This window comes from Myxococcales bacterium, assembly GCA_016717005.1.
In the GTDB taxonomy this organism is placed as follows: domain Bacteria; phylum Myxococcota_A; class Polyangia; order Haliangiales; family Haliangiaceae; genus UBA2376.
In genome coordinates this window covers 1-19,128 of sequence record JADJUF010000004.1, presented here as the reverse complement: position 1 = coordinate 19,128, position 19,128 = coordinate 1, and the positions used below count along the sequence as shown (strand labels likewise).

Genomic DNA, 19,128 nt, shown 5'->3' with positions numbered 1-19,128 from the left:
TTCACGCCGTCGATACTTCGGCATTGGGATGGCAGCTTCGGCCTCGGCCTTGAGCACTCTGGCCATCACCTTTGTCGCGCAGGTCTACGAGCTTCACGCGCGAGGCTTGCACTCCTGAGGATCGCGCGACCTCGATCGTTCATCTGATCGAGTTCGGCGATCTTCCGTTTCAGCTCGGCCGTCCGCGCCTGCGAGCGCGTCCGGAGGGCGACGGCTTCCCGCTCTTCGCCAACTGCCTTGCGGATCTTCTCGCGTGCGGTCTCCACGTCTTTGCCGCCGAGCATCGCGCGTTGCTCTTCGGGCGTCTTCGTCTTTTGGTCATCTTCGTGAGCTTGACCTTCTCCTCCGGGTGAGCCCTCGACGCGCGCCATCCACGCCTCGCTGTCTCCCGCTCGGCGTCGGGGGTGGAGTGTCCTCTGCGGCGCGGCGGCTCGTCCGGGCGCGGCGCGCTGGGCGGGGCTTCTGGAGTGAGGTCGGCCTCGTCGCGCGGCGCGCTGACCTGCGCGCTTCTTCGCGAGGGTCGCCCTGGCCTTGTCGATGTCGCCCTTGGCCCCGGCCAGGGCCCCGCGCGCCTCCGATGCATGGCCGTGCTCCTCGAGGAACTTCTTGCCGTCGCGGTAGCCTTGATCCGCTTGGAGGCCTTGGCGACGCCCCAGGTCGCCGCCCACAGCAGCAGCTTGGCGGCGTCGTCGCCGATGGTCGTCGCCATCATCGCCGACGCGTGCTCCATGTCGACCACCGACTTCGCGCGGATGGCGGCCTTGAGGGTGTCGACCACCTCGCCGAGCATCACGACCGCGTCGAGCCCGAACTCGATCAGCAGCACGACGTCGAGCGCGACGTTCACGCCGGGATCTGTTGCAGGATCAGGATGCCGACGGCCGTGGCGATCATCTTGACCGCGTCGGCCTTGATGGCGTTCCAGACCTCCGCCCGCGGCGCTGAGGTAGCCGCGTTCGTGGGCCCACGTCAGGGCCCGCGGTATCGAGTCGGCGGACGCCGCCCCGGCGAGGCGGGCGTCGAGCTTGGCGAGCTCGGTTTGGTACGCCTCGACGCCGTCGAGCGGCCACGGAGGGCGACGCCGCCGCCGCCGAACGAATAGAGGCCAGCGCCGACGGTCCAGCGCAGGACGCGGATGAACTTGCGCGCCACGGTGGCGGGGTCCGCGCCGGCCTGCTGCACGAACTGCAACGCCGCCTGCAGCTCGGCGAACATGGCGCTGTTGCTTGTAGTACGGCCTGGTGACCACGAGCTCGCCGGCCCGGATCTGCTGGACCTGGATCGACCAGGTCGCGCCGTGCTCGAGCACGGCGCCGTAGTGCGCGGCGAGCCGCAGCCACGAGGCCATCGCCGCGGCGTAGCGATCGGTGGGCTCGCGGAGCCGGCGCCAGGCGGCGGTAGTTCAGGACGTCGCGGACCAGCCCGTCGGCATCGAGCTGGCGCGCCTGATCGAGCGTGAGAGGGAGCCCGCGCGCCCAGACGGTCGAGCCGATCGCTGCGACGCTGTCGAGGGCGCGGCTCCGCTCGGCCCGGTACGCGGTCTCGAGCTCCTTCAGGTTCGCGTCGATGCGCAGCTCCTGGGAGATGCGCCCGGCCCAGGCCGCGGGGAAGCCACCGCCATCTTCCTCGAGGATCGTGTTGCGATCGCGACGAAACGTGAGGAAGCCGGAGGTCAGCCGCCGTCGCGCGCGCGAGCTCCTGGCACTTGTCGATGAACCAGAAACAGCACCGCGTCGTCATCGATATCGTCGGGGCGCATCAGCGTCAGCAGCAAGACCAGGCGCGTGCCATACGCCCGCTCAGCCGGGACGTTTCGACCGCTCGAGGCTGCGCGGCGTTCTCGACCTCGGTGTCCAGCGTCTCCCTCGTGTCCTGCGGCGCGGGCTGCCGTTGCGCGACGGCCTGGGTGACGGGCGCCGGCGTGATGGACGCGGCCGCTCGACGGACAGGGCCGGGCTGGGGCCGCGACCGCGCCGCTCGCGGCCCCGCTGGCCGAGCGCATCGGCCTCTTGCTCCAGGCCGGGCGCGTCATTGATGGCGATGCCGCGAACCTGGCTTCGTCGCGGCCACGCGGCCCCGCCGCTGCTGGACGACATGGGCCAGCTCGTGGCCGATGAGCTCGCGACCCGCCTGCGACCCGGATCGTACTGTCCCGGCGCCATGTACCGAATTGCCTTCGGTATAGGCGCGGGCGGCTGGCCGCCGCCCGCGCCGAATCTGGGTGGATCAGCACGTCGCCGAAATCAGGGTGGAACGCGCGCTCCATGATCGCGCGCACGGCGGGCGGAGCGGTGTGCCGCTGGACGTGGACGGGGGCGCGCGGGTCGGCCGTGGTCTTGGCGTCGCGAGGTCGCCCTTGGCCTGATCGGCACGCAGACCGGGAAGGGGTCGCCGGGCGCGGCGCGGCGGCCGCGCGCGGTGCGATGCCGACTTGCTGTCGATCTGCTCGTTCTGTGGCGGGTGCTCGGCCCCGTCGCGCCCGGCCGTGGCGAAAGCCCGCGGTCAGCGTGACCTTGCCGGGGTAGCGAGCCGGGCTGGGTGCGTTCTCCTCGGCCTCGGCTCGGGCCGGTCAAACCGATGCGACCTCACGTGCGGCGTGACCGGCAGGCGGTCAGGCCCCGCAGTTCGGGTCCGGTTCGGCGTCGCATGCCCCGCTATCGGCCGCGGTGCGGCCCGGTTGCTTGCGGGCGGCGTTTCTACCGCCAGCGCTCGTCGCTTACCGGTCCTGGTGGCGGTGGCAGCCGCCCGGATCCCGGCGCCAAAGGGCGTCCGAACGCACGCGTACGACGCCCCAGAGCAACCACCTGCACTACCTGCTGGCGGCGAGCGACCCGGCGCAGCTGCCGCTGTTCCTCGACTACGTCCACGGGAACATCGCGCGCCAGGTCAACGACCTGCCCGGCCGCACGGGCGTCTTCTGGAGCCGCCGCGGCAGCGTGATCGCGGTGCTCGACGACGACGCCCAGATCGAGCGCCTCCGCTACATCCTGGCCCAGGGCCCCGCGTCCAACCTGGTCGCGTCGCCGGCCGACTGGCCGGGCGCATCCTCGACGCCGGCGCTGCTGGGCGACATGACCATCCCGGCGGACTATCGCTCGCTCGACGAGCGCCGCCGCAACGCCCGCCGGCCGAGCCCGCGGCCCGCGGCCGAGCTCGAGCACGACGTCGCCATCGAGCTCGCGCCGCTGCCGGTCTTCGCCGAGCTGACCGCCGCCGAGCTGCGCGCGCGCCACGCCGCCCTGGTCGCCGAGATCGAGGAGGAGCACCGGGGCAACAAGGTGCTCGGCGTCAAGCGCCTGATCACCGAGGCCCCGAACGCGTGCGCGCAGAACTTCGTCCCGACCGACGCGCCGCTGTGCCACGCCGGCCACCGCACCATCCGCGAGCGGTTCCGCGCCGCGTACGAGCGGTTCCGCGGCCTCTACCAGGAGGCCTCGGCCCGGCTGCGCCGGCACCGCACCGCCACGAAGCTCGACATCCAGAAGCAGTACCCGCCCGGCGCGCTCGTCCGGCCCCGCTGGTACATCCCCGCGCCGCCCACCCTCGTCCACGAGTGGCTGCGCGGCGTCGACGACACCGGGATCCGATCGGCTGCGACCCGGCGATCGGGCGGCCGGGATCCGATCGGCTGCGACCCGGCGATCGGGCGACCCGGGCGACCCGGCGATCGGGGAGCCCCGGAATCCGATCGGCTGCGACCCGGCGATCGGGCGACCCGGCGATCGGGGAGCCCGGGATCCGATCGGCTGCGACCCGGCGATCGGGCGACCCGGCGATCGGGTCGAGTGGGATCGGGTCGACTCGATCGCCCTCGCTGAGGTACCGTCGCGTGGCGAGCGTCAAGCGACGTCTGTCGTCTCGCGCCAGCCGCCAGCCCGCAGCGCCTCGATTGCCCGGTTCAACGCGCGGCCGGGGCAGTTGAGCTCCTCCAGCCATGGTGACCAGTAGACTGCGAGGGAGATCGAGCACTCGTTGCCCTGGCTTCCGATGGAGAACTCGACCGGTTGCCGTAGCACGTGACGCCCTGGTGGCGGCGCCAGCCACGCGACGTCACCATTGCGCACCGTGGGAACCACCAAGTGCCCAGCCGGGGACTCGATGTGCATCGCATCCTCGCCAGCCCAGACGGGCGGAATCCGAACGAGGCCCGCGAGCACTGTGAGATGCTCGAGTTCGAGGCCCGCGCCCCCCGATGGTGTGAGCGCTTCTTCGACCCACCCGGCCATCGCGGGCCGGTCGATCGCGCGTGTTGAGCGGCGCACCGCCCCAAGCATGCCGAGGCTCTCGACCCGCGCCCCGTCGAGGCTCGGCGGTAGGGCCGCGCGCTGCAACAGCCAGTAGGGATGATCGGGCCTTGGCGGCGCTTCGTCGGGCGCACCTGAGTTGGGGGCGCCAAAAATCCCCTCGACGATCAGTGGTTCAAGGACGGCATCAGCCAACGTCCAGAACGCGTGCTGCATCTCCACGGCGACGACGCGTGAGCTGTCCTCGTGGACGGTCGTTTCGAGGTCGAGGCGACAGAACGCCTGGTCGCGGACATCGGCGGTCATTGTCATCGGATGGTTCTCCACGTCGGGCCGTTCCGGATCCACCTGCACAGTACGGCCCCGCTGGTCCGGTCCACTAACGTCACCACGTCCAGCAATGTTGCGTCAGGTTGCTCGGCGAGGTAGGTCGCGACTTCGTCGTAGAGGTTCCCGTGGTACTTTCGCACGGGCGGCAGCTGCGTTGTTGCGATCCAACGTTCGCCGGTCACCTTGTCTACACCAGTAGGCCCGACGCCGCTGGAACGCATTGAGGGCACGGTGCCCTCGATCGTGACCTGACGAATTCCTTCGATCGGCGCACCATCGGCGAGTCGTGTGCGCGCCTTCCCGACGGCGTGGCGCACGCCCTCGCCAAGATCATGCGCCCGGCGCACGCCTCCAACGCTTGTCTGCTCGATGCTCTGGACGATGTTCCCGCTTGACGTCTCCATTGTCATGTCAAACGAGCGCATGCGTTCGCCGGTTCCCGATCGCATGGGCGCCCGCGCGTCGCCACCGATGTGGGCCACGAGGTCCGGATGCTCCTTTGCGTGCCGGACCCATTCCCAGGCCCTAAGGAGACGAATCCTCATCCCGCGCCGCGGCCTGCCCGCCTTCGCGTCGAGCGGCAATCGCTGCCTCGAACTCATCAAGCCGGGTCTGAAGATCCTTATCGACGACAGTCGGCACTGCCATGATGAGCTTGACATCCAGCGGCGGGAGCGGTCCACCGAGCTCAACCGGATCGACGCTGACGCCGGGTGCGAGTGCCGCTTGCAGGCAGTCCGCCACCTGGGACGACAGCGGCGTCAGAATCACAGGCGACGTCAGACGCATGCCGAAATCGCCGGTCGACGCGTCCCATCGCACCCGCACTGAAGCTGGATCGCGCTCAGGGGAAGTGCAGCGCTGGACGCCGGCGAGACGCGCTACCCGAATCGATCGCACTAGCTCTAGCCCCTCCATCCACCTGTTCATTTCTTCGAGCGACGTCTTTTCCTCCAAGTACGCTGCCAGTGCGCGGTCCACTTCGGGGCGAGCGTCCGGCTGCCGTGCCGCTGGGACGCGCGGTAGCGCGCCTCGCTCGAGGCGGCCCGCGGGGCCGACGGCGCGCGAAAGGCCTGGTGGAGCGGTGACGTTGGTCGGCGCGGTCGAACGAGGCGACACGACACCCGCAATTGCGAATGTTGCTGCGCACGAGGCCGCACCGATCGCAGCTAACCTCCACACTCGGGTCATGGTCGCCTCGCGCGGTCCTCGGCGACACCCCGGTGCACCGCTTCGATGCGTTCTGGGTGTTCGGCCGCGAACGTCTGCTGGCTCGTCAAGAAGTCGGAGGCCGTGAGGCGCCGCTCAGCCTCCCCCTGAGACATTCGGTACACGATCCGGTGTTTGATGGCCCCACCTTCCGGCCCCTCCTTGGAGCGTTGCGTCTGATTGCCCACGCCGACCAGAAGAAGTGTCGCCTTGAATGCCATCTCATCTTCCGCTTCAGGCACCGAGTACATCATCTCGCAGAAGTTCGACCAGCACTTGACGCCTAGCCAGGTGCCCGCGGGGAACAGGTCCTCGAAGTTCGGTCGAGAGAATTCGGCGATCGCGTTCTCCATCGCGGTGGCCCAGGGTTCGTCACGCGCTTCACCGGGGTCAAACGTGACGAGCCCCTCCAGACGGCGCGGCGTGACGTCGAACACGGGGACGTCGTGGCCCATCTCGGGCCGAGCGGGTAGGCGGGCCGATCCGAAGGAACGGGCGCTCCGATTTCGTTCGGCGGCGCCGAGCCGGGCGTCCGAATGTGCGGAACGCTGATCGACGCCCGCGGAAGAGGCCGATCGGGACGGGTGGGTGCGCGCGTGGAGTAGCAGCCCGACCGCGACCCCCGCGAGTGCTGCGACCACAACATCACGTCGTATCACCGTGTGCACCTCAGATGTTGAGCCTAGCATCAGATGGGCGTTCGAGTCTCGTCGATCAAGTCGATGCGGGCGTGCCGGAACCCGGGAAGCGACCAGACGCGAGTGTGCCGTCGCCACGCGTGGCAGTCGTCGGCGACCGAGCAGCCGGTGCTCGTTGGGGTCGCCAGGTCTAGCGTTGCGCCGGCGATTACGTCGGTCAACTCGGCACGCGGTGTACGATCGTCGGCCATCTTGAGGCCGAAGGTCTCGATAGCGCTGCTCCGTGAACCATCGGGCAAACGCAGCTGGGCGTTCGAGAGGTCGACTGTGCATGCCCGTGCGAACCGATAGATGCCACGTGACTCGGTCGCCAGTTGCCGACACGTCGCATCGGCGTCCGATGCGCATGCGACCAGGTCGATGCCGCCCTGCAGATACACCTCTGACAGCTTCCCATCTACAACACGAACGACAACGCGATCGCCGGCCGCGCGACAGACGATCTCAGGGCCGGCGTCGTCGCATGGCGTGGCGGGATCAGTCCAGAAATCGAATGCCCCGTTCCTGTTGTCGTCGCGGAATGACGCCACGTCCCACGTCGCGGGGACGTAGTTTCCCTTCCAGGACTGAGAGCCGTCCAAGATCGCGGGGCCCGCGACCACGGCGTAGCCGGCTGGCGGCCCACTTACCTTTCGGAAGAAGGCCCTCGATCCGGGTGGCTGCGACCTGGATCCATGCCGTCCGCCTCACCCCGGACCGGTCGGGTGGCGGCGTTTCGGGGCGGGCCGGGCGGGCGATTCCCCGACGCCATGTGTCGCGGCTCACCCCGTTCGTGCGAGCCGATCTGTGAGTCGATGGGTTGCTGTGAGTCGATGCTACTCGACCGGCTACTCGACCTACTCGACCTACTCGACCGGCTGCTTCGCCGTCGTCACGGCTCAACGCACGCGCGTGAACGTGATGCCGGACTCGTCGGTCCAGGCGGTCGCGGTCAAGTTGCGCACCGCCATCGGCGACTTCACACCAGGCACCGAATCCCAGGTCACCGTGACCTTGCCGGCACGGTCGACCTCCCAGCTTCCGGCTGAGACGCTGTCCTCTCTCCCCGCCTCTACGAACTTCAGATCTTGCTCGACCTTCAGATCGGCGGAGAAGGTCCACGTGGACGTCCACGTGGCCGCCTTGTGCCGCCAGACACCGACAAGATCGCCGCGTTTCACGACCGACATCACCAGGTCGGGGACTGGCACGACCCGCTCAAAGCGGTGTCCCGTCGCGTCGTCAGCCAGCGTCGACGGGCTCACGATCGAGAGCACGCGACCGGGTTGGCGATACACGCCAATGAGGACTTGACCTTTGCCAAGGGACCACGCCCCGTTCTTGCGCATGGGACAGAGGTCACACCCCTTGGTGTCTTCGATCACGACGCCCGTCGCCTCCAGCGTGTACGTGGTGGCCGGCGTTCCCGTCCGACTCCCCCACGTGCCCACGATGTCGCCAACAACGGCATCGCTTGGCAAGAACGTTGGAGGAGAGGCGGCCGCGAGACCGCAGCGAGTCAGGACGGAATTGAAACCGATATCGTAAGCGAGGTCGTCCTTACAGCTGGAGCACATCGCGAACAGCCGCGTCGCGGCTTCGCACCGCGCGTCCGGTCTCCTCAGGTAGGCGATGAGCTCTTGTTTCAGCGATTCGGTGTCGACGCACTCGATCTCCGCCGATTCCGCATGTGAGGTGATGGCGCGCGAGGTCGAGCTCTGCGTCGACGTTCCATCGACGGCACGGTGCTCGGTGATCGTTTCGGCGCGGCCCACCGACCAACTCGACACCGTGTCGCCGAGCTGCTCGTGCCCAGACGGACAGGCTCGCCGCATGGCTTCGCCGAGCTCGGTCGAGGTCCCGCCGCTGACTCGGTATCGACCCGGATAGATCTTGGAGACGTGGATCGACGACGAACACCCGACGACGCCAAACATCAACAGCAGCACGATCGACGCGCGACGCATATCCCGATGGTACCACAGCCCGGTCGCCGGCACCGAATCCGGACAGGTTCATTGAGCTCGTCACCGAGAAGCCGCCGCGGGTGCCACGCGCTACGTCGCGGCCCGCCGGAGGATAATGCGCATGAACGCGGTCCGGAGCCCCGGGCTGGGCGGGGGCGGGTTTCGTGATGGCGGCGGCGGTGGGAACCGGGCGGCCGGAACCTGAGCGAGCGGACGGGTCTTGGGGCCCGGCGATCGATTCACCGATGGAGGACGGGTGTGGATCTCATCCTGAGCAGGGCGGAGAGATCCGGACCGCGGCTTGATCCGCGGGCCGCTTGAAGTTGGGGCAGAGCCCGTGCCATCGAGGGGTTGCTTAGGCTGTCTCGACGGAAGGATGCCCCGTGCGCGTGGTGATCGAAGTGCCGGATGAGTTCAAGGCGTTGAGCACCGCGGTGGAAGCGCTGGTCACCCTGGTCGTGGCTGAGGGCCGCCGCGGCGCCGGCGGCAAGGCGATCGACTACGGGCGGGTCGAGCAGCAGGTGGCGGCCGCGACGGCCGAGGTCGAGCGGGCGGCCCATGCCGGGCTGCTGGGCGGGCTCGATGTCGACGAACCGCGGGTCCGGATCGACCGGCAGACCTACACCCGCGTCGGCCGGCATGCGCAGACCTACTACACGCTCGCGGGGCCGGTGCCCGTGTTGCGCTCGGTGTACCGGGCCGACGGCGTGCGCAACGGCAAGGTCGTCGACGCGGTCAGCCTGCGCGCGGGCGTCGTCGCCGACGGGTGGCTGCCGCAGACCGCCCGGGCGATGGCGCACGAGGTTCAGCGGGGCACGGCGCGGAAAGCCGCGGCCAGCGCCGCGGAGGTGGGGAGGCTCCCGTACTCCCGGTCGAGCTTCGACCGGGTGACGCAGGCCGTCGGCGAGCCTGCGATCCGATCGGTTGCGACCCGGAATTCGGACCTCGGATGCGAATTTGCGCAGCCGCATCGTCTGGGCCACGCTCGCCGCGTCATGTCCGTCGCGACTGCCGGCTCGCTCACGCCGCCGCACCTCACCGAACGGCTGACGTGGGACGAGATCTGCGCGCGCTACCCCAACCAGTGGGTGGTGCTTGTCGACCTCGAGTTCGTCGACGGGATGTACTCGGATCTCCGGTCGGCGATGGTGGCGGGTCACGGTGGCAACGACGAGTCGTTCGAGATGGCCGAGCCGTATCGGCGGCGCTATCGCCAGTTCGCCCACCTGCATACGCGACTGCCCGATCCGCCGATGTCCTGGGCTGGGGAGGACCTTCCTGGCCTGTCACCCGCCTGACTTGGAGCGACGGCCTCATCATCCTCCAGTGCTGGCTGTGGGGCCGCGACCGCACCCTCCGCCATCCGATCGGTTGCGACTCGGATCATCCGGGGGGGAGATCTCTGCGCCCCGGTTGTTCACCGGCGTCAAGGCTGCGACAGCCGGACGTCTATCTCGCTACGCTTCGACCGGATCTCGTAGTCGAAGTGGTCGAGGAAGCGCAGCCCGAGGAGGCCGTCGATGTCGTATTGGCCAGGCAACTCGTGCGCATGAACGACGTGGTCGGCCACCTCGAAGCCCAACGCCCAGACGCGCGCGACGCGCAGCAGGTAGCCCGGCTCGCTGCCTACCGCCGACTGGATCGTGGTAGAGTGCTCCGCGTCGTGAGGACCGTAGCCGAGGCGCGCAAGCACCTTCGGCTTGATCAGCGTCTCTGTCGCGGCGGTATCGAGGGCCAAGTGCATCACCCCTCGCGTGCCGCGGCGCCCCCATAGAAACGCTGGCACGACGACGAGCCCGTGGCGGCGGATCAGGGAGGTGCAAGGCATGGCACCGCATCACCATCCCACGACCTCGGCGGGTCTGGCGGCCGCGTGTGCAACCGCGCGAACTCCTGATAGTGGTCCAGATGCGGGTCCGCCATCTCGAGCGACTCATCGTCGCCGCCGTGCCCCGCGACGCGGGCCGACCGAATCGCCGAGTACGGTCCTGCGACAAACTCGAGGTCTACCAGCACGACCCATTGGCTTGGGTAGCATGCGCAGATCTCGTCCCATGTCAGCCGCCGCGTGGATAGCAGCGGCGTGGAAGCGACGGCAACGCTCATGAGCGTCGAGCGTGGAGCATGTTGTAGGGTACGGCAAGTTTCATGCTCGATCCGTGTGGCCCTCGATCTGGGCGCCCTGGATCCGTGTGGCCCTCGTTCCGGCCGCGCCGCAACCGCGGCGGGCGCCGGCCGATAGGTCGGGCAAGCGCTCATCGTGAGCGTGGTCGACCGGAGACGTATGGGCCATCGGGTGCGCTGGTATCTGCAGGGCGTGGTGTTCGAGGTGACGATCCGGACGCTGGGCGGGGCGTTCTGGCTGCGGCCAGACCCAGCGTGCAGGGCGATCGTGCTCGGTGTGCTGGGCCGGGCGCTCCAGCTCTACAAGGCCATCCGCCTGCACGCGTTCGACGCCCAGAGCAATCATCTTCACTACTTGCTCACCACCGCCGACCCCGAGCAGGTGCCGCTGTTCCTCGACTACGTGCACTCGAACATCGCCCGCCAGGTCAACCAGCTGCGCGGCCGCACCGGGGTCTTCTGGAGCCGCCGCGGCAGCGTGATCGCCGTCCTCGACGACGCCGCCCAGGTCGCGCGCCTCCGGTACATCCTGGCCCAGGGCCCAGCTTCCAACCTGGTGGCCTCGCCGCTCGACTGGCCGGGCGCCTGCTCGACCCCGGCGCTCCTCGGCGACATGCGCATCCCCGCGGTCTACACCTCGCTCGACGCCCGCCGCCGCAACGCCCGCCGCGCGCACCCGCTGCCCGAGGTCGAGCTCGAGCGACGTCGCCATCGAGCTCGCGCCGCTGCCGGTCTGGGCCGAGCTGCCCGCCGCGACGCTCCGCGCCAGGCACGCGGCCCTGGTCGCCGACATCACCGCCGAGCACGCCGGCAGCGCCGTCCTGGGCGTCGACCGCCTGCTGACCGAGGACGCGGACGCCAGCCCGGCGCGCTTCGTCCGCACACCGGCGCCGCCGTGCCACGCCGCGCATCCCACCATCCGCCAGCGCTTCCTCGCGGCCTGCGACCGTTTCCGCGGCCTGTACAAGGAGGCCTCGGCCCGGCTACGCCAGCACCGGACCGCGACCCAGCTCGACATCCAGGCGCAGTACCCGCCCGGCGCCCTCGTCCGGCCGCGCTGGTACATCCCGGCACCGCTGACCGTCGTCCACGAATGGCTGCGCGGCATCGACGACGCCGACCTGGCCCTGGCCTGAGGGCCGGGGCCGCCGCCGACCTGCGCTGACGCGCCACCCTGCCCTCGCCCCTGCCCCGCCGCCCCGGCCCTCCACCTCACCTGTGGGCGGTTGGGCGGCGGCGCTTTCGGCGGGCGACGGGCCGGTGATTCTGCGACGTCATCATGGTGATTCGGCGACGCGATTCGCTGAGCCTCACCCCTCAGGTGCGGTCCGATTGGTTGCGACCCCGCGCTCCGCTGCTCCTCCGCTGCTCCGACGAGGGCGGCGGAGCTCGACCGGCTCGTCCAGGACGAGCCGCCCGTTCACCACGTGTGCCGTAGGCGCTGCGCGCATGCTGGCAGGATACATAACCCGCGCATCGTAGCCACGCCCGACCGATGGCCCGAGCCCCGCGGCCGGTGGCCCCGAGACCAGGTGCGAAACGGGTGGCCGCCCAGGATCCCGGTCGCTGCCGCCCAGGATCGCGGGCCACCCGGATCGCGGCGCTGCCCAAGGATCTGGTCGCCTACCTACGCACGCTCAAGGGCGAGCACGCGGTCAGCAAGACCGGCCCCGCGTGGACGTGGACCGGCCCCGGCACCGCCGAGCTCCGCAAGGTCGGCAAGTTCTGGGTCGTCATCGAGACGCCCAGCGAAGGCGCCGACGGCCGCTTCATCACGATCCTCACCGATCGCTGGAAGTAGACGCGCCGTGGGCGGGCCGGCTGTCGTCGGCCAGCGGGTCGCCGCGGCGGTGGACGTACGACGGCGGCGCGGCCGGCTGCGGATCGAGGTCGGACATCTGCACCTCGTCGACGTGAGAGTCGCGAGCGAGCGCCATCCGCGCCATGTCGCGGAACACCCAGGTCTGGAACCGGTAGCTGATCGATATCGGCATCAGCCCGCACGACTCCGACTGCGCGACCGCCAGGTGGGCCTCGCCGCCGTGCACCACCCAGATCAGCGACCCGCGCGAGATGGTGTCGAGGGCGCCGGAGTGGCTGACGCCGATCTCGGCGACCTGATGCTGGTAGTTGTAGAGCAGCGTGCGGATACGGGTCTCGTAGTGGCCGGCCTGGCCCGCGTGGAACGTGTTCTCGAGCGATGCGCGGAGACCGTTCAGCTCGCCGCCGGTGTGGCAGTTGAGATCGCGGCTGATGGCCTCGTTGCCAAGGCCTTCGCCGGCCAGCAGCGCGGCGATGAAGTGGTCGGCGTCGTGAGCGTGGTGGGCGGCGTTGGCCTGCTGCCCAGCCGTGTACTCCCCGATCGCGCCGAACGCGGCGATCTGCTCGCGTGTGCCGAACCCCGGGGTCAACTCGGGCGCGAGGAAGGTGAAGGCGATCTTGAACAACAGCTTCGCCACGTCGCGGTCGTGGCTGGCCGCCGAGTGCAGGTCATCCTTGACGGCCTGGGCGGCGGCGTGGAACGCGCTGTTGCAGAGCCCCAGGAGGTGGCGGATCTGCTCGCGCAGATCGGTCCGCTGCTCATCGGTCAGCTCGGTCGTGTCGCCCTCGGGGGCGCGGCAGTGCCCGGTCGCGCGCTCGGCGGCGCGCGCCTCGGTGACGGCCTGCTCGGCGAGCGCGATCGCCGTGGTGCGATCGGCGGCGTTCAGCTCGGGGCGGCGGCGGTCGGGCAGTGCCGGGTGGTAGAGGCCGCGCTCCGCGGTCGCCGCGCGCAGTGTGTCGCGGATGCGCTCGCGGGGTTCGCTGCCGGTGTGCGCGGCGAGCGCGGCGCGAACGAGCGCGAGCCCGCGCGCGTCACGATCGGCGGCCTCGGCGTGCTGCTGCTCATCGAGCTGGCGGCGGCCGTCGGCCTCATGCGCGCGCGCGTCGGCGCGCTCGGCGTCGTAGGCCCGGCCGAGCGTACGGTCACGCTCCTCGGGGCTCCGCACGATCGTCTCGCGGCGCTGGTCGGCTTCGGTGCGCAAGCCCGGGACGGCGCTGCGCGCGACCCACACGTTCTGGGACGAACGGCCGGCCTCGAGCGCCACCGCGACCTCGTCGCCAACGACGTCGTAGGTGCAGTACTCGAGCGCGCGCCGGATCGCGTCGATCGCCTCCGTCGTCTCGGCCTGGCGGATCGCCGCGCGCAGGCTGCGCGCACCGGCCTCGACGTCCGGCCGCGGCGGCGCCGCCTCTGGCGCCGCGTCGGGCGGTCGCGTCGCGTCGCTGGCCCTGGGTGCTGCCGTCGGCCCCGGCGAGCCGGCGCGCGCGGGCGTGCCCGTCCCCGTCCCCGTCCCCGTCCCCGCGGCTGTCGCGGGCGCGGCGCCCGGCCCAACGCCGGCGGCGCCGGCGGCGCCACCGAGCGCACGCTGGCGGGCCCTCGCCTCCTCGAGCAGGGGCGGCAGATCGAGGTCGACGATCGACATCGGCGAGTCGCCGGGGAGTCGCACGATCACGCGACCCGACGAGCTGTTGGGCGCCTCGAGCGCGCTGACGATGCCGGCGATCTCGGCCGCGTCGTGCGCCGAGCGGATCGCGTTCTGCAGGTACATGCGGGCCTGAACGGCATCGGCCGGCGAGTTGACCCAGCGCATGATCGCACGCGAGGCGGCAGCCCCGCCGCCGCTGACCGCGACCGGGCGGCCGGCGACGACGTCAGGGGCGAGGCGCTCGGCCTCCTGCTCGAGCGCGTCGCCAGGCTCGCTCACCTCGAGCTTGAACTGCGTCTCGCCGGTGCGCGCGCCCCCGGCCTGCTGCACCGTGTGGACCAGTTCGTGTGCCAGCAAGAGCTTGCCGTCTTGGCCGCCAGGGTCGTACTCCCCGCGGCCGAAGTAGATGTCGCTCCCGATCGTGAACGCGCGCGCGCCGACCGCAGCCGCCGCGCTCGCGGCCGTGCTGTCGGTGTGGACGCGGACGCCTTCGAGCGGCGTGCCGAGCGACTGCGCAAAGGCGTCGCGCGCCTCGGTGGGCAGCGGCGCGCCGGCTCCGCCGCGCGCGCGTTCGATCGCGGCCTCGGCCCCAGCGCCGCCGAGCTGCTCCATCGCGAGCGCGACCCCGTCAGCGATCGCACGGGCGATGAAGGTCGAGGACGGCGCGAACCGCTGCGTCAGGGTCACCTTGCCGGGGGCGACCCCTTGCCGCGCGCGCTGCTCCGGACGCTCGTCGGCTCCGCGGAGAAGGAACTGCTCGATCGACTCGAAGGACTGCGCCATGGCTACCCTGGACGACGGTGCTGGACCTCGCTTCTTCCCCTCGTCACGCAAGTACACGCCATGGTTGGCCCAGTGGTTCGCTCCCACCACCGAGAACCGAGTAGCAACACCGAGAACCGAGTCCGCGTGCCCCGGAAACGGCCGCCGGGGAATCGGGTTGGCAGCCACCCGGATCCCGGGTTCCGTGGCGAGCGCTTCCGCGCCGCGTACGAGCGGTTCCGCGGCCTCTACCAGGAGGCCTCGGCCCGGCTGCGCCGCCACCGCACCGCCACGAAGCTCGACATCCAGAAGCAGTACCCGCCCGGCGCGCTCGTCCGCCGGGATCCGGGTCGCAGCCACCCGGTCGAGGGGCCACCCGGTCGAGGGGCCACCCGGTCGTGGGGCCACCCGGTCGTGGGGCCACCCGGTCGAGGCGCCACCCGGTCGAGGCGCCACCCGGTCGAGGCGCCACCCGGTCGAGGCGCCACCCGGTCGAGGGGGGGATCCGATCCGGCGATCCGATCGGCTGCCGGCTGCCGGCTGCCACCGGTTTCGGATACCAGTCTCAGCGGTCGCAGCCTTGCTCAGGGAGTAGCGAGAAGTGTCCAGCCCTGCGCCACGAGCTGGGTGATGCCGGAATGCATGTCGCTCCCCGGACGATCCGGTTCGTCCGCCCAGGGCGACCAGTACACAGCGAGGTCGACCTGGCAGTAGTCGCCGAAGTCGTAAACCTCGACGCTAACGGGGGAATGCAGTCCAAGCTCGGTCGACGGGGGCGCCGCCCAGGTGCCATCGGTCCTTCGCTGCAAGGGCAACCGCAGGTGTCGGGTGTCGGTATCAAGCTCGAGCTCACGACGGTCTGCCCACGAGGGCGGTACGCGAGTCCAGCAGGCCCGAAGGCCGAGTTGGGTCAACGTCGGCGCGCCAACCGGAAGCGAAGGGCGCCCCAGTTCGATCGTCGACGTGGCCCAGTCGACCAGCTGCGTCCGGTCCAACACGGGGCGCCGGGTCCATGCATGCGCACGCCAGAACATGAGCCGGTCGAGGTTCACGTCGGCGGAGACGTCGGCACGAACAAGGCCGCATGCCCCAATCGTGGGCTCGACATCCTCGCTGGACCTGCCGTCGGCACCTCGGATGGCTGCTTCAACCGCTAGTAGTTCGATCCAGCCCTCCGTAACTGTGGCGAAGGCCATCGCCAGCTCGACGGCACGTCCCTTTCGATCGAGGTGCTCTGCGGGCTCCCACTCGAGTCGGACGCGCCGCACGGCATGCTCGCTGGCGATCGCGGCCGTCATCGCACTAGCTCCCACTTCGCGCCATCGCGGTGATAGGCCGCGAGGACACTCCCTGAATTTCGGTCCAAGAGCGTCACGCCGTCGAGTTGCTCAGCACCGTTGGTGCGGTCCAGCTGCATCGCGATCTCCTCGTACAGGTTGCCTTCCGGGATGACGAGCGGGGGCACCTGGTGCGTCGTCTTCGTGCGCGCGCCAGTGATCTTGTCGATGGCCTGAAGCCCGCTCTTGCGATCTCGCGGCGGCGCCAAGCTGGTATAGATCGAGAGTTCGCGCGTCCCTTCGATCGGCATGCCCATTGCCGCCCGATCGACAGCCTTGACTGTCCCATGTCTGATCGCTTCGCCGAGCTCCGCACCGTAGCGAACTGGGGCCGCCGCCGTGACCTCTACGCTCGCCGAGACGGCACCTGACCGCGACGCCACGGCCATGTCGAATGATCGAGCACGACCGCGGCCGCCGGGCATCATTGGTGCCTTAGCGTCGCTGCCGATATGGATCACATCGTCAGGCTTCACCCGTGCCTGGCGCACGGCTTCACGCAACTCGAGCGCCAGATCGGCCGGCGCGGTCGCGCCGGACTTCGTCGTCTCGATCCAGTCGTCGAGGCCCGTGATGCGCCCTTGGCGCTGGAGCGCGGCGACCTCCTCGAGGTGGTCGAGGACCTTCGGATTGGCGATGCGCGGAAGGCCGTGGGGCGGGTAGCCAGCGATGCGGGCTGGGTCAACAGCGGGGACCTGGAGGGCACGGGTGAGACGGGTCGCCTCGGCTTCGGCGACGCCAGCGGCGTGGAGCCTTGCGCCGAGTTGGCCGAGTTCCGTCGTCAACGACGGGCCTGTGACCGGGGCGGCGCCTGCGGTCGTCGCGGCCTCGGGGTCAGGGCCCCCGCGTCCATCGGCGGTCTTGGCCTCGTGCGGCGCGCCGGCGTCGGAAGGTCCAGTCTGTGGGGTCGCCTTCGGCCCCTCCGCGGCGACGGCTCCACGACCGTCTTCGAATGAGCCAAGCGCCTGCCGATGCTCGGCCAGCTGCGCCTCGACGCTGGCGAGCTCGGCGCGGAGTTCGGCGGGATCGAGCGCGGCGCCGCCGTGGAGGCGGCCGTCGGTGCGGGCGAGGAGGCGGTGCAGGTCGTCGCGGATGCCGGTGAGCTTGCGGACCTCGAGGTCGGCCTCGAAGCCGCGGGTGCCGTAGCCGGCGCGGATGTGCAGGAGCGAGAGCACCTGGTCGATCAGCTTGCGGATCTCGCCGGTGAGGCCCTCGTAGCGCAGGAGCGCGCGCGCGGTCTCGATGTGGTACGCGATGTGGCGGGGAGTTGCCTGGGCGCCGACGACGATCTCGACGCCGTCGCGGTAGGTGACCGACACGGTGGAGTCCGTATGCACCGGCGATTCGACGATGCGGACGCGGCCGTGCAAGTCGGGCGGCAGCGCGTCGCGCAGCGTCTCGAGTCGCGACAGCGGCCGAGCGGCGTCCTCGACCATCATCAGGTTGGCGGGTCCAGCCTCGTGCGCCGCGACTGACTCGCCAGCGCGCAGGCCCGCGCCCGCGTGCGCGCCGTCAGCGCCTGCTCCCGCCTTGCCTCCCGCGGTCGCCTCCTCGAACACGCTGCCCAGCCGGCGCTCGCCGGCCGCGGCGCCTTCGGCCGCGTGGAGGCCGGCGCGCTCGCCGACGACGGCGCCGTCCACGGCGTGCTCGACCGTCGTCGCGGCCTTGGCGGCGCGCGCGGCCTTGGCGGTGGTGGCGACCTCGAGCAGGCCACCGAGCGGATCGGTGGCGAGCTTGAGGATGCGGATGACGTCGGCGTACTGGCTGCCGGGGGCGATCGCGCCGATGACCAGCGCCGCGATCTGACCGCGATGGAGCCGACGGCGTGGCCCCTGGAAGCGCCCCTGGGCGTGCAAGTCGGAGTTGTCGTTCCAGCGCTCGGTGAACGCCTTGATCGCCGCGGGGACCTGCCGGGCCGGCGGCGATCAGCTCCATGATCTTGTCGCGCACCGCGAGCAAGACGCCGAGGTCCCCGCCTTCACCAGGTGCGTCTTGACCAGATCTTTCACGAGGTCGTAGATGCCGACAAAGATCGCGGCGTTGTCCTTGAGCGCCGCCCAGACGCCCTCGACGCCGCCGACCGCGAACCCGCTGGTGTACTCCGGCGAGGTGACCAGCGCGTGGATGATGTCCGCCGGGACCCGCGTCACGGGATTGCCCCGCATCCGCTCCATCTCGGCCCACGCGATCACGCTGACCCCGACCACCCTGGGCTACGACCCGCCAGTCGAGCCGGTCGGGCCTGATGTTCTCGGGCGCAGCGGCGACTGCAGCGCGGCGACCCGCTCGCGGTGCGGCTGACGGCGTCTGTCGCAGGCGCGGCTGGCGCTGTGGTCGTGGCCTGCGCGGCCGTCGCGGCAGGCGTGTCCGTCGCTGCCCGGACCCTGCGCCGCCTCCTTGAGCGGCGCGCGGCGCCGCCGATCCGGGCCAGCCAGCGCGCGTGCGGCCCTTCGCGGCCTCGTCGTCCGCGAACCCGAGCTCGAACAGATCGGGGAGCTGCGCCTCGAGCGGGGGCCATCTCGTCGAGCAGCGTTTGCGCTCACGACCTGACGGTCGCGTGATCCAGCGACGCGCCAGCGTCCGCAGGAACGGCTTGTTGACGTACCACTGCATCGCTGCCGCGCGCGCCGCGACGAAGTTCTGCTCTCGATCGCTGTCGCCGCCCAGGTCGAGATGCGCGGGAACACGCCGCCTTCCAGGTGCTGGACCGCCAGGTGGCCTTCGCGATCCCGCCGCTCGCGGCCGCTGCTGTGGCTGACGACGGCGCCGGCCTGCCCCTGCGCCGCGCCCGGCTGCTGCTGGTGGTCGCGACTCATCGATTACGCCCAAACCACGCGCGTCACGGGTCCGGCCACTTCGCGATGATGGGTCGCTCCGGCGTCGAGTCAAGCGAGAATGGCGCGATGGCCGCGACTGTCCCCGCTGCTGGCTGACGAGAAACCCCTTCTGCTGCCCGCGGACGCGTAAGCGAGCGGCAGTGCAGTGCGGGTCCGCCAGATGGCATGGGCACG

Annotated in this window: 19 protein-coding genes; 4 read left to right on the top strand and 15 right to left on the bottom strand. The window is 70.5% G+C overall.

The genetic code is table 11. The features are described 5' to 3' along the window. Positions 1–65: 65 nt before the first annotated feature. Positions 66–371 carry a hypothetical protein gene (locus IPL61_06780; protein ID MBK9031028.1) on the bottom strand — a complete coding sequence of 102 codons (306 nt, stop codon included), beginning with the start codon at positions 369–371 and terminating at the stop codon, positions 66–68. A 210-nt stretch (positions 372–581) separates the two neighbouring features. On the opposite strand from IPL61_06780, the gene IPL61_06775 reads away from it, so the two are divergent. Then, a complete protein-coding gene (locus tag IPL61_06775) occupies positions 582–899 on the top strand; it encodes a hypothetical protein (GenBank protein MBK9031027.1) in 318 nt (105 codons plus the stop codon). A 70-nt stretch (positions 900–969) separates the two neighbouring features. Here the strand turns inward: IPL61_06775 and IPL61_06770 are convergent, their stop codons facing one another. Together IPL61_06770 and IPL61_06765 are read right to left on the bottom strand one after the other, a co-directional pair. Then, positions 970–1,215 carry a hypothetical protein gene (locus IPL61_06770; protein ID MBK9031026.1) on the bottom strand — a complete coding sequence of 82 codons (246 nt, stop codon included), beginning with the start codon at positions 1,213–1,215 and terminating at the stop codon, positions 970–972. An 813-nt stretch (positions 1,216–2,028) separates the two neighbouring features. Next, positions 2,029–2,217: a DUF4157 domain-containing protein gene (locus tag IPL61_06765; GenBank protein MBK9031025.1), complete on the bottom strand. Its 189-nt coding sequence runs from the start codon at positions 2,215–2,217 to the stop codon at positions 2,029–2,031. A 449-nt stretch (positions 2,218–2,666) separates the two neighbouring features. Between IPL61_06765 and IPL61_06760 the strand changes: the two genes are divergently transcribed. Beyond that, positions 2,667–3,818 carry a hypothetical protein gene (locus IPL61_06760; protein MBK9031024.1) on the top strand — a complete coding sequence of 384 codons (1,152 nt, stop codon included), beginning with the start codon at positions 2,667–2,669 and terminating at the stop codon, positions 3,816–3,818. A gap of 21 nt (positions 3,819–3,839) precedes the next feature. On the opposite strand, the gene IPL61_06755 is transcribed toward IPL61_06760, so the two are convergent. From IPL61_06755 to IPL61_06730, 6 genes are all read right to left on the bottom strand, one after another. Beyond that, a complete protein-coding gene (locus IPL61_06755) occupies positions 3,840–4,550 on the bottom strand; it encodes a hypothetical protein (protein MBK9031023.1) in 711 nt (236 codons plus the stop codon). Positions 4,551–4,552: 2 nt separating this feature from the next. Further along, positions 4,553–5,056: a hypothetical protein gene (locus IPL61_06750; GenBank protein MBK9031022.1), complete on the bottom strand. Its 504-nt coding sequence runs from the start codon at positions 5,054–5,056 to the stop codon at positions 4,553–4,555. A 43-nt stretch (positions 5,057–5,099) separates the two neighbouring features. Further along, on the bottom strand, positions 5,100–5,555 hold the full coding sequence (locus IPL61_06745) for a hypothetical protein (protein ID MBK9031021.1): 456 nt from the start codon (positions 5,553–5,555) through the stop codon (positions 5,100–5,102). A 206-nt stretch (positions 5,556–5,761) separates the two neighbouring features. Further along, on the bottom strand, positions 5,762–6,220 hold the full coding sequence (locus tag IPL61_06740; protein ID MBK9031020.1) for a hypothetical protein: 459 nt from the start codon (positions 6,218–6,220) through the stop codon (positions 5,762–5,764). 251 nt (positions 6,221–6,471) lie between these two features. Continuing rightward, complete coding sequence (locus tag IPL61_06735; GenBank protein ID MBK9031019.1) at positions 6,472–7,083, bottom strand: hypothetical protein; 612 nt, start codon at positions 7,081–7,083, stop codon at positions 6,472–6,474. A 276-nt stretch (positions 7,084–7,359) separates the two neighbouring features. Beyond that, positions 7,360–8,427 carry a hypothetical protein gene (locus tag IPL61_06730; GenBank protein MBK9031018.1) on the bottom strand — a complete coding sequence of 356 codons (1,068 nt, stop codon included), beginning with the start codon at positions 8,425–8,427 and terminating at the stop codon, positions 7,360–7,362. A gap of 383 nt (positions 8,428–8,810) precedes the next feature. On the opposite strand from IPL61_06730, the gene IPL61_06725 reads away from it, so the two are divergent. Then, positions 8,811–9,725 (top strand): hypothetical protein, encoded by a 915-nt coding sequence (locus IPL61_06725; protein MBK9031017.1) that lies wholly within the window; start codon positions 8,811–8,813, stop codon positions 9,723–9,725. A 128-nt stretch (positions 9,726–9,853) separates the two neighbouring features. Here IPL61_06725 and IPL61_06720 read toward each other — a convergent pair whose 3' ends face one another. Together IPL61_06720 and IPL61_06715 are read right to left on the bottom strand one after the other, a co-directional pair. Beyond that, positions 9,854–10,165 (bottom strand): retroviral-like aspartic protease family protein, encoded by a 312-nt coding sequence (locus IPL61_06720; GenBank protein ID MBK9031016.1) that lies wholly within the window; start codon positions 10,163–10,165, stop codon positions 9,854–9,856. 408 nt (positions 10,166–10,573) lie between these two features. Then, positions 10,574–11,263 carry a hypothetical protein gene (locus tag IPL61_06715; GenBank protein ID MBK9031015.1) on the bottom strand — a complete coding sequence of 230 codons (690 nt, stop codon included), beginning with the start codon at positions 11,261–11,263 and terminating at the stop codon, positions 10,574–10,576. Positions 11,264–12,094: 831 nt separating this feature from the next. Between IPL61_06715 and IPL61_06710 the strand changes: the two genes are divergently transcribed. Further along, positions 12,095–12,352 carry a hypothetical protein gene (locus IPL61_06710; GenBank protein MBK9031014.1) on the top strand — a complete coding sequence of 86 codons (258 nt, stop codon included), beginning with the start codon at positions 12,095–12,097 and terminating at the stop codon, positions 12,350–12,352. Here IPL61_06710 and IPL61_06705 read toward each other — a convergent pair. The 4 genes from IPL61_06705 to IPL61_06690 all read right to left on the bottom strand — a co-directional run bounded on the left by IPL61_06705 (position 12,333) and on the right by IPL61_06690 (position 18,282). Continuing rightward, positions 12,333–15,140, bottom strand: a complete 2,808-nt coding sequence (locus IPL61_06705) for a DUF4157 domain-containing protein (protein MBK9031013.1) — start codon at positions 15,138–15,140, stop codon at positions 12,333–12,335. The genes IPL61_06710 and IPL61_06705 overlap by 20 nt on opposite strands. 224 nt (positions 15,141–15,364) lie before the next feature. Then, the gene (locus IPL61_06700; protein ID MBK9031012.1) at positions 15,365–16,078 is read right to left on the bottom strand and encodes a hypothetical protein; all 714 of its coding nucleotides are present in this window, start codon (positions 16,076–16,078) and stop codon (positions 15,365–15,367) included. Beyond that, positions 16,075–17,973 (bottom strand): hypothetical protein, encoded by a 1,899-nt coding sequence (locus tag IPL61_06695; GenBank protein MBK9031011.1) that lies wholly within the window; start codon positions 17,971–17,973, stop codon positions 16,075–16,077. The genes IPL61_06700 and IPL61_06695 overlap by 4 nt, the downstream gene beginning before the upstream one ends. A 69-nt stretch (positions 17,974–18,042) precedes the next feature. After that, positions 18,043–18,282 (bottom strand): hypothetical protein, encoded by a 240-nt coding sequence (locus IPL61_06690; protein MBK9031010.1) that lies wholly within the window; start codon positions 18,280–18,282, stop codon positions 18,043–18,045. Positions 18,283–19,128 lie beyond the last annotated feature (846 nt).